The 9,885-nt window shown below is 69.4% G+C and carries 11 protein-coding genes and 1 pseudogene; 6 read left to right on the forward strand and 6 right to left on the reverse strand.

The genetic code is table 11. The features are described from left to right. The first annotated feature begins 613 nt into the window (after window positions 1–613). The gene (locus ACWDA7_RS46310) at window positions 614–895 is read left to right on the forward strand and encodes a hypothetical protein (protein WP_450613383.1); all 282 of its coding nucleotides are present in this window, start codon (window positions 614–616) and stop codon (window positions 893–895) included. Window positions 896–2,105: 1,210 nt separating this feature from the next. Here ACWDA7_RS46310 and fxsT read toward each other — a convergent pair. After that, window positions 2,106–4,280: an FxSxx-COOH system tetratricopeptide repeat protein gene (gene fxsT, locus ACWDA7_RS46315; RefSeq protein WP_450613385.1), complete on the reverse strand. Its 2,175-nt coding sequence runs from the start codon at window positions 4,278–4,280 to the stop codon at window positions 2,106–2,108. A 179-nt stretch (window positions 4,281–4,459) separates the two neighbouring features. Next, the gene (locus tag ACWDA7_RS46320) at window positions 4,460–4,948 is read right to left on the reverse strand and encodes a hypothetical protein (protein ID WP_450613387.1); all 489 of its coding nucleotides are present in this window, start codon (window positions 4,946–4,948) and stop codon (window positions 4,460–4,462) included. 425 nt (window positions 4,949–5,373) lie between these two features. On the opposite strand from ACWDA7_RS46320, the gene ACWDA7_RS46325 reads away from it, so the two are divergent. Further along, on the forward strand, window positions 5,374–5,718 hold the full coding sequence (locus ACWDA7_RS46325; protein WP_450613389.1) for an STAS domain-containing protein: 345 nt from the start codon (window positions 5,374–5,376) through the stop codon (window positions 5,716–5,718). An 84-nt stretch (window positions 5,719–5,802) separates the two neighbouring features. Here the strand turns inward: ACWDA7_RS46325 and ACWDA7_RS46330 are convergent, their stop codons facing one another. After that, the gene (locus ACWDA7_RS46330) at window positions 5,803–6,288 is read right to left on the reverse strand and encodes a hypothetical protein (protein ID WP_450613391.1); all 486 of its coding nucleotides are present in this window, start codon (window positions 6,286–6,288) and stop codon (window positions 5,803–5,805) included. 391 nt (window positions 6,289–6,679) lie between these two features. On the opposite strand from ACWDA7_RS46330, the pseudogene ACWDA7_RS46335 reads away from it, so the two are divergent. Further along, window positions 6,680–6,992, forward strand: a pseudogene (locus tag ACWDA7_RS46335) (transposase); the annotation flags it as partial. 24 nt (window positions 6,993–7,016) lie between these two features. On the opposite strand, the gene ACWDA7_RS46340 reads toward ACWDA7_RS46335, so the two are convergent. Then, window positions 7,017–7,529: an SUKH-4 family immunity protein gene (locus ACWDA7_RS46340; RefSeq protein ID WP_450613393.1), complete on the reverse strand. Its 513-nt coding sequence runs from the start codon at window positions 7,527–7,529 to the stop codon at window positions 7,017–7,019. A gap of 131 nt (window positions 7,530–7,660) precedes the next feature. Between ACWDA7_RS46340 and ACWDA7_RS46345 the strand changes: the two genes are divergently transcribed. After that, a complete protein-coding gene (locus tag ACWDA7_RS46345) occupies window positions 7,661–8,293 on the forward strand; it encodes a hypothetical protein (protein WP_450613395.1) in 633 nt (210 codons plus the stop codon). A gap of 145 nt (window positions 8,294–8,438) precedes the next feature. Here ACWDA7_RS46345 and ACWDA7_RS46350 read toward each other — a convergent pair whose 3' ends face one another. Both ACWDA7_RS46350 and ACWDA7_RS46355 read right to left on the reverse strand, forming a co-directional pair. Then, window positions 8,439–8,921 (reverse strand): DUF6221 family protein, encoded by a 483-nt coding sequence (locus ACWDA7_RS46350; protein ID WP_450613397.1) that lies wholly within the window; start codon window positions 8,919–8,921, stop codon window positions 8,439–8,441. A 5-nt stretch (window positions 8,922–8,926) separates the two neighbouring features. Continuing rightward, window positions 8,927–9,244 (reverse strand): helix-turn-helix domain-containing protein, encoded by a 318-nt coding sequence (locus ACWDA7_RS46355; protein WP_450613399.1) that lies wholly within the window; start codon window positions 9,242–9,244, stop codon window positions 8,927–8,929. A gap of 188 nt (window positions 9,245–9,432) precedes the next feature. Here ACWDA7_RS46355 and ACWDA7_RS46360 point away from each other — a divergent pair, with 188 nt between their 5' ends. Then, the gene (locus ACWDA7_RS46360; protein ID WP_450613401.1) at window positions 9,433–9,603 is read left to right on the forward strand and encodes a hypothetical protein; all 171 of its coding nucleotides are present in this window, start codon (window positions 9,433–9,435) and stop codon (window positions 9,601–9,603) included. Next, entirely contained in the window at window positions 9,603–9,788 is a 186-nt protein-coding gene (locus ACWDA7_RS46365) for a hypothetical protein (protein WP_450613403.1), read from the forward strand. Before ACWDA7_RS46360 ends, ACWDA7_RS46365 begins: the two co-directional genes overlap by 1 nt. Window positions 9,789–9,885: the final 97 nt, after the last annotated feature.

The raw sequence follows: 9,885 nt of genomic DNA on the forward strand, positions 1-9,885 counted from the left end.
GGCCACCCGCCCCGGCAGGCACGCAGCGAGCAACCACCACCGATCTCACCGTCACGATCACCAGCCGATTGCCCGTTACCGGGACACGCTCCTAGTGGCACAGCACTCCGGCGCTTGAGCTGACCTTCGGTGATCCCGCCGGAAGGGCACCCTCCGGCGATGCGCGGCAAGGTCCGACAGGCGAGGGGGGCGCCGCGAACAAACGAGCAGCTCAGGGGGTCGAATCGCAATGAGCGGGCACGTCTCTTCTAAGCGCTTGTCCTGACTCAAGTCCCGCCGCGTGCAGTACCAGAGGCGCTGCGCGTCGAAGCACGAATCCCACACCACGGACGTCCCGTCCGGTCGCAGTTTCCGACACACTCCGTGTCGCGGGCGTCCTTCGACGCACTCCGTCGCACCCATGAGGGCTGCGAGGGGCAATCTACGCATTCACTGCGGAGCCGTGCGCAGCCGCCATCATCGACCGGTGGCGCGCCCTCCTCACCAGCACCAGCGAGACCACGCGCTCAGGCGGCAGGGCGTACGCCCGTGCCTCCTCCCAGACACGCCAGTACGTGGACGAACCGACCACACACCCCCGCTCATTCCGGATGCGTGGATTGCCCCGGTACAGGTGCGCAAGCAGCGCGCGTTAGTGCGCCACCGCTGCCAACTGATCCGTCTGCGCACGCTGCTGCGCAACCGCGTCCACGCCGTCCTGTCCGACCACGGCTGCGACCGGCCCGGCAGCTACTTCACCGCTCCGGGCCAGGGCGGGCTCGAGGGCCTCGACCTGCCGCGCGCCTCGCGCCGCGTGGTCGACACCCTCAAGGAGCCGATCGACGCCCTGGACGCGCAACTGCTCGCCACCGCACGGGGTAGTTCGTCCACTGGCACGACCGCCACCACTCGGTAGCCGCGCTGCGCCAATGCCGCTGCGTCCCGCCCCCACGTCCATGAAGGAGGCTCTCGCGGAGGCACTCAACCTGCGCTAGAGGATCTTGCAAAGCTCCAGCGACGTGGTCCGCGTGTCTCCAATCGCCCCTATCGGGTCGTTCTCCAGCACGTACACGAGTTGCCACGAACTGGTGCCGATCGGGCACGCACCGTTACTTAGCACGTAGCCACCCGAGAATGGGTGGTCTGAGTTCAAGTCGAGCGGTTCCGCGTCCTTTCCAGGCAGGCCCTGCGGTCCGCGCTGACCCGGGACACCAGGCAGACCCTGAGACCCGGTCGGCCCTTGAGGCCCCGCCGGACCCTGAGGTCCCGCTGGTCCGACTGCGGCATTGCCAAGATGAAGGCCGACAAGGACGCCGCCACCGCCGAATACCGCTCCAGCCAGCGCCACGGCAACCAAAATGAGAGCGCCACGGCGCCCGCGAACAGGTATTTCCACGAGCGCAGAGCATATACAGGCGGTGAGACCGACGAATCTGCTGTCCCACTGTCCCGCTAGGCGCGCTGACCTGCGAAAAGAGGTGGGACAGTGCTCAACGGGTGGTGCCTTGCTGTCCCACCTCACTTTCACCGGTGAGGTGCTGGCCACCGATACCGTCTCCCCTCTCAACAGGCATCGGGTGGGGCGAACGTCCCCGTGCCGGAGCGCGGACCTCCCGCCCCTGCTCATGTTGCAGCCCATTCCGACACAGCGCGCTCTCACGTTGATTGACGGGCACACCGCGCCTCGTCGCGCGCTATCTCCGATACACCCGCACCCTGCCATGAGATTCGATCATGGAACGTGCAGGTCACAACGCATGTGACAGGTGAATTGGCCACGCACTCCGGAGCTGTGTGTTGCGACGCCGCTGGGGCAGTCCTGATAACAACGAAGGCGCCTGATAACAACGAAGGCGCCTGCTCGCGGAGGACGCGACGTCCCGCGCCTTTCACCGCATTCGTGGAGCTCACCGCGGACCAATAGGCCCCTCTGCCTCTCGTCTCTGTGGGCACCTGGGGGACGCACTGCCCCCAGGTGCCCCCTAATGAGAGTGGCTGAGTGGGAAGTTCCAGGTCAGGACATATGGAGCCCGCTGTAAATCTGCCGTGGTGCGTACCTGGGGTACGGGTAACGGCTTTGTCATGAGCCGCGCTCGGGGTGAATCTGGGTGCTTCCCGAGCGTCCGTTAACCGACGGCGCCATCGCTATCCCCTGCCTCCCCTCGCCAGTGAGCCAGGTTGTGCCGGGTGGTGAGGGTGTGGGGGTGGTCCGGGCCGAGGACCCGCACCCGGTCCTCCAGCAGCTCGGCGAACGCAGTCGCCGCCCCCGCCACATCCCCCGCCTCCCCCCGCCACCGGGCCAGCTCATGCCGAGTATTGAGGGTTTGGGGGTGGTCGGGGCCGAGGACCCGCACCCGGTCCTCCAGCAGCGCGGCGAACGCGGTCGCGGCCCCGGCCGCATCCCCCGCGTGCCCCCGAAACCGGGCCAGCTCATGCCGGGTGATGAGGGTGTCGGGGTGGTCGGGGCCGAGGACCCGCACCCGGTCCTCCAGCAGCGCGGCGAACGCGGTCGCGGCCCCGGCCACGTCCCCCGCCACCCCCCGCCAGTAGGCCCGGTTGTGCCGGGTGCTGAGGGTGTCGGGGTGGTCGGGGCCGAGGACCCGCACCCGGTCCTCCAGCAGCGCGGCGAACGCGGTCGCAGCCCCGGCCGCATCCCCCGCCACCCCCTGCCAGGAGGCCAGGTTGTGCCGGGTGATGAGGGTGTGGGGGTGGTCCGGGCCGAGGACCCGCATCAGGTCCTCCAGCAGCTCGGCGAACGCGGTCGCGGCGCCTGCCGCATCCCCCGCCTCCCCCCGCCAGTGGGCCAGATTGTGGCGGGCGTCGAGGGTTTGGGGGTGGTCCGGGCCGAGGACCCGCATCAGGTCCTCCAGCAGCTCGGCGAGTGTGGTCGCGGCCCCGGCCGCATCCCCCGCCGACCCTCGCCAGGAGGCCAGGTTGTGGCGGGCGTTGAGGGTGTCGGGGTGATCCGGGCCGAGCTGGCGGCGGGTGATGGACGCGTGGTGGTGAAAGTGGTCGACAGCAGCGGTGACTTGGCCGGACTCGCCGAGGCTGGTCCCCATGCGGTACAGCACCCTATGGGCGTCCGGCTGGTACAGGGCGTGTGCGGCGTATCTGGTGAGGGCGGCGGTGTTGGCGCGCAGGTCCTGAGCGAGGGCGGTGTCGCGTTCTACCTCGGGCCAGGCCGCGACGAGGGCGTCGGCGACGGTGCGGGCGGCGTCGCGCTTGTGCTCGTCCGGGAGCCGTTCCCGGACGGCGCGCTGAATGAGCTGGTGGACGCGGACGGCCTGGTGGGGCGTGTGGTCCATCAGGCTGAGCCGGTGCAGGGCACGCAGGGCCCCCGCGGCATCATCGCCTGTCACTTCGGGGCGACGGTATCCGGCTCGCTCAGCGGTGAGGTAGGCGAGGGCGGGGGGGCTGGTCAGGACGGTCTCGGGGATGCCGTTGGGGTCTAGGAATGCGGCGAGTTGGAGCATGGGGCGGGCCAGGCCGGCTGGGGGCAGGGTGTCGGCGCGGTCGATGGACAGGGACCATGCGGCGGCCATGGTGCGGGTCTGGTCGTCGGGCAGGACGGCGGGGACGGCATCGGCGAGGGTGGCGCTGCGGTCGGCGAGCAGGGTGCGGTAGGCGGCTGCGGTCTGGCCGGAGTCGATGAGGTAGGCGGCGGCCTGGGACAGGGCCAGCGGCAGGTGTCCGAGGTCTGCGGCGAGTGCGGCGAGCTGCTCGTCGGGCTCGTGGCGGTCGTGGGCGGCCAGTGCCGTGGTGAGGTAGGCCAGTGCTTCGGTCTTGGTGAACAGTCCGACGTTGATCAGGTGTCGTTGGCGGCCGGTGAGGGCGGCGTCCCGGCGGCGGGTGGTGATCAGGGTGCGGCCGTGCGGGCTGGCCGGCGGCCACAGGCCGTGCAGAACCTCGGGTTCGCCCACGTCATCCAGCACGATCAGCCACCGGCAGGGGCGTTGGTGGGGTTTGGGCTCCAGCCAGGCCACGAACTGCACGGCGGCCGTCTCGGGGTCGTCAGTATCGGCGGCCAGGACCTCCGCGGCAGCTTGCGCGTATCCGGTCACGGCGGCGCTGCGGGTGTCGGCGGTGATCCATACCAGTACGTCCAGGGTGCGGCTCTGCCAGGCGGTGCGGGCGTAGTCGGCGGCGAGCTGGGTCTTGCCGACCCCGCCCATCCCGGTCAGTACCTGCCCACGCACGGTGTCCTGTCCCACCAGGACCGCGGTGTCCACTCGCGCGAGGGCCTGGTGCAGGCGGGCCGCTTCGGCCCGGTCCTGGAAGCAGTCCGCCCGCGGCGGGATCACCCCGACCTGGTGCGGCCACGACGCCGGCGTGCGCGGCCCGGCATGCTCGTGCCGGTGCTGGTGGATCCCGCCGGCGACGAAGCCGGCAGCGATACTGCCACCGCCCGCGATGACCTGCGAGGGGTGGGCGGTGGCGTACGGGCCGGTGGGTGGTGGGCCAAGAGTGGCGCCGGGTGCGGTTAGCCCTTGTCCGGACCCGGCTGCGAGGGGTTTGGCGCCGACCCGATCGTCACGTCCCCCATGCGCAGGGCGGCCGCCGACCCGCCCTCGGCACGGATGTCCGCATTCCCGCCGACGGCCTGTCCATCCCCGGACGCCGACACCCCGCCGCCCGTGGTCCCGGCAGCCGCAGCGGCCTGCAGCTCCTGCACCAGGTTCGCCAGGGTCTCGGCGAAGTCCGCATCCCGCTCGGCGGCATCCTCCAAAGAATCTGTCAGCCGCCGCTGGGTGCGCTCCGAGAGCACTTCCCGGCCCTCACCGGCCTCCTCCGTAGCTCGTTGGAGCGCCGGATCCTGGCCGAGTTGGCGGCTGACCAAGTTGTGCAGCCGGTCCATCCCCACATCCAGCCCCCGGTCGACCTCGGCATCCGCCCGCCCCGCCACCCGCTGGGCCTTCCGGGCCAGCCAGGCGAACACATACCCCACCGCGATCTCCACCCCCGGAACCACAGCAACCCCCTTATCCAGCCGAAGACGACACCCCGAACATACCCACCCCAAGACACCACGCGCCCTCAACCGCGGCTCCTGGCCGACCCGTTACCAACACCTCTATCTCCAGCGAATCGAGCAGGACGTTTCCAAGAGCAGGACGTTTCGAGCGATGCGCTGGTCGCTCGTTCCCGTGCGAGTCGAGCCGCCACGGCCTGACGGTCGGCGCGCCCCTGCCTCCCCGTGCGGAGGCAGGGGCGGTGAGCCTCGGCTCCTGCGTGGGGGCGATCGAGCCGAGGTGTGGAGACCTGTACCCGCATGCGGCAGGGCTGTAGCTCCGCTGGCCGGGTGATGCTTTGGCCAGTCGTTCATGCGCATGCAGAACGAAAGTGCGGCGGGCGCGGACCGCAACCCCTCCCCAAGGCATAGTGTTTAGTTCGGGCATGCAGCCCGAATTCGGCATTAATCACCACGAAGAGAACAGCTGGACCATCGTGGAGATCCACGGCGAAGCGGACGTGTACACGGCGGGGCGGGTCCGCGCACACGTCGTAGACCGGATCAGGGAAGGCCGCCTGCGGATCATCATCGATCTGCTGAGCGTGCGCTTCATGGACTCCACCGGCCTGGGTGCGCTCGTCGCCATCCGTAGACGCCTCCACGACCGCGGCGGGGAGGTACGCCTGGTCCTCACCAACCGGCACCTCCGCCGGCGCTTCACCCTCACCGGCCTGCACGGCGTGTTCCCGATCTACGAATCGGTCGACGTGGCGAAGGCCGCGTCATGAGGCTCTTCGGCGCCGGGCGTCGGGCGCCGGCCCAGGCCTCGTACTCCAGCCGGAGATCATGCGACGTGGTCTTCGGCGGGAGGATTAGGCGCTGTGGCGTTCGGTGAGTGGACCAACACCGAGATCTTCGCGCATGAGATTGCGCATCTTGGCGGCTGCTTTGCCGCGTTCCTCCCAGCGCGCGTGATCCTCTGGACTGCTGACAGCTGTGCCGTCGATGTAACCGTCGCAGATGCGTCGCAGGCAGTGGAACACGCTGTTGGAGGCCTTGACGACGGGTTGGGGCGCGATGAGCCACATCCGTTCGGATGCGATGGCGATGCCTGATTCCCGGAAGGCTTCGCGCAACGCAAGCGCCCGCTCGTCGGAGGGGAGCTCTCGCTGGGCCAGGGCCCGCAGGGTTTCACCGAGGACCTTCACTGCGGTGGTGTACTGCGTGTAGATGTCGAGCCGCAGCCGAAGAGCCTCTTTGGCATCCTCGCGCTTCCACCGATTCCGATCCGCGATGAGCGTAGCGACGATGCCGATCGCGGCCCCGGCCAGGGTGGAGAGCAGTGGCAACCAGTCCATGCGGGCCAGCTTGCGCCATACCGTGGCGGCGGCACCAGGCGGGCTTCGAGGCCGGACCTGTGCGGCCGGGCTGGGACACTCGGTGACCCGGGCAACCGACTGGGAACGGAGAGCACAACCGGCCGTTTTTAAGAATCCCCATTACGGGAAGCGCCAACCCACGAGACTCGCCAACCCACACAACCGCGCCCAGGTCACCGGGCAGGCCGCGGCGGAGCATGGCCCCTGGTTGAGATAGCAGCGCCAAGAGGCGTACACGGCCTTCCTGACTCAGTTCGACCGCGCTGAGCTCGTCAGCGGCCTGAAAAGACGCCGGCAAGCACCAGGTGCGCTGGCGGGCGTCGCACAGCGCGGCGTGACGGAGCGTCGGACTTTCACTCCTCACGGGCACAGGGCCCACATCCAGCTCGGCGGTCCGATCGTGCTCGTGTGGGACACCCTGCGTATGCACCTGGTCGAACCGCTGCGCGAGTTCATCGCCGACCATGCGGACTGGCTCACTGTTTTCCAACTTCCAAGCTACTCACCGGACTTGAACCCGTAAGGGCATCTGGTCGCTGGTCAAGCGCGATATCGGCAACCTCGCCGCAGCCGACCTCGGCCAGATCACCCGCGCCGTCAAGCGCAGGCTCAAGCAGATCCAGTACCGCCCCGAGCTGGTCGATGGCTGTCTGGTCGGCGTCGAGTTGATCATGGACGGCTGACCAAGGGCGGAGTTCGCTGCTAGCTCATGCATCCCAGTCCTGGTAGTCCCCCATCGCCACGTCGTCGCAGAACGTCTCCCAGAATCCGTTGTCCGCGAGAGCTGCCTCGTCGATGCCGGAGATGAGATCCCGAAGCTCTTCCGCCACCGCCTCGTACCTGTCCTCGTCGCCGTCCGCATAGAACGGGAAGCTCGCGATCACCGCGGCCACGCATTGGTTGAAGGAGCCGAGATCGCTGTTCACGAGACGGGGAGCCCTCGCTGAATCGATCTTGGGAATCTGCACCACGTGACCAGTGGCAACGTCGACGGCGATGCGTCCGAACAGGCCACTCGTCGCGATGGCGACCAGCCCCCGCTCACCGATCCCCTCAAGGAACACCGCCTCACTCAGCGGCCGGTACTCGTATCCGATCAACCCGGCCGGAATGCCGGTCTCACCGAGATCGACAGCAATCTGGGCGGGCACCTCGGGCGGAGCCTCAATATGGATCAAGACGAACTCGGGCTTCGGCAACTGCGGCAGAGGTTGGCTCACGGGGAGATCTTCTATCCATGGAGTGCCCAGGCAACACCGTAGTTGTCCGCAGGACCTCGCAGGAGCGGCCCATGTTCCACGGCTCGACCCCCGCCCCCCTCATGTAGCTACAACGCCGTACCGTGGCCACCATGACTCCGCCCACGGACACCCAGACGCCGTTCCGTCAGGTACGCATCGGCGACGACTGGTACGACTTCGAGCACGCCGCCGGCGCCCAAGGCACCGACCGCTCCAAGGAAGTCCGCCGCCTCATCGACTGGTACCTCCGCCGGCCCGGCGCCACCCTCCCCGACCGACCGGCCGCCAAGGCATGGGAGCCGCAGGCCCGCAAGGCAGCCGAGGAACGCGCGCGAGCAGCTGGTGCCTCCGCGTCCGAGGGCGGCCAGACCAAACCGTCGAAGATCCGCATTCCCGACGACGACTGGACCGACTTCCAGCACGCCACCAAAGCCGCAGGCACCGACCGCTCCAAGACGATCTGCCGGCTGATCGCCTGGTACCTGCGCCGCCCCGGCATCGGCCTGCCCGAACGGCCCCCGCTGGACGCGTGGATAGGAGAGGCGCCCCAGCGGGTCGTCGTCGACGACCGCGACGCCCTCGACTTCGCCGCCAAAGCCGCCGGCCAGACCCGCGCCGAGGTCCTCAAGCACCTCACCGCCTGGTACCTGCGCCGGCCCGGCGCCGCCCTGCCCGAGCGGCCCCCGCTCGATGCATGGGAGGCAGACGCCACCGCCGCCGCCGAAGCGAAGCTGCACGCCTGACGCCTCAACGGCGGTTATCCGCGGGAGCGGCTACCGTAGCGACTGCTGCGCCCGTGTGCTCCCGCTGGCTCGCACGGGCAGGACCTTGGGAACAGCAGAACGCCCCGACCTCCGCATGAGGTCGGGGCGTTCTGGCGTCCGCGGGCTACTGGCCCGGGCGCGCGGTCGGCAGCTCGTCCTCGTCCCACTCGTCCAAGACCTCGTCCCGGTGCTTCGTGCCAGCGTGCCCGCGAGGCCAGGAGCATGTCGCCTCGCACCCCTCGGCGTCCGGCCAGAACACCGCCCGGGCCCCGCACTTCGGATACGGCTCCACGAGCAGCTCGACCAGGTCCCCGGCGAGGCTGCTGCTTCCGCCCCACTCGCCCTCGATCAGCTGGTCGGCGTGCTGCAGATCCGGCAGCAGCTCATCGAGGATCTTCCGCTTAGCCGCGACCTCGCGGAGCACCCGAGCCGGACCATCGCAGTCGCACACCGCGCCAGGCACGTCCGCCAGCATCTGCGACGCGGCCACGGCGGCGAGCAGTCCAGCGCCGAGGCGCGCGTGGAACTCGCATTCCAGGTCGTGCACCCGGCTGGCGCGTGCCGCGTCCTCGTCGTACCGGTCGCGTAGGTACTGCACGAAGTCCATGGCGGCTACTCCTCGGACGGCTTGTCGCCCGCGGCCCGTTCATCGGCAGGCGGCCGGTTCTGCCCTGATCCCTTGTAGCCGCGCAGCAGGTCTTGCACGGTTCCGGGCGTGACGCCCAGGCGCTTCGCGATCCCGCGGATCGATTCGCCCTCGTCCTGCATCTGGTGGGCCAAGTCGGCTCGCTCCGCGGCCCATTTGGCCGCCCGCTTTCTGGTCGCCGCTGTGATCTGCGCCTGAGCACGCGACCGCGCCTCCGGGTCGGCGATGCGCTCCACGTCGTCAAGGGCGTCGAACACTCGCTGCACCTCCTCGTCGTCTGCCACGCCCGCACCTTCCTCAACTCAGGCGGGCCTAACTCCGGAGCGCGTATGGTGACCACACGCCAACTCGTGTAAGGTCACCATACATGCCCGGGTGTTCACCCGCGGTACCACGCAAGAAGCCCCCGGTCCGGAGTCGCCACTCCATATGGGCCGGGGGCACCCACCTACAACACCACGAAGAGGCAGGCATGCCCGAGAGTACCGATCGCCCCCCTGAGCAGCCCAGTCCCGCGCCCCTCGCGCCGCAGCAGAACAAGGTCCTCGCCGAGCCGGCGACCGTCGAGGCGTGCCAGCGGGACTACGCCGCCGGCGGTGACGTCCGCTCCCGCCTCGACCGCCAGATCCGAGGCGGTCGCTGATGGGCTTCCTCGACCGCCTGTTCGGCAACGACCACGAGCGCGCCGAAACCCGGTACGCCGGCCACGAGTCCGCGAGTGACCGCGCCTCCCGTCAGCGACGGGAGAACCACCGGCGCAAGGGCATCCAGCGCGCCGCCCGCCAGGGCGAGCAGTGGGAGGACCGCGACCGCCGCCGCTTCAGCTGACCCCCTAGGTGACTGGTGTTAAGCGGGTCTTCCTGAGCGTGTCGGTTCGCTGTGGAGGGCGCCAGGATCATGTCGGTGGCTGGTGATTGGGCGGCTC

The organism is Streptomyces sp. NPDC001156, assembly GCF_053598275.1.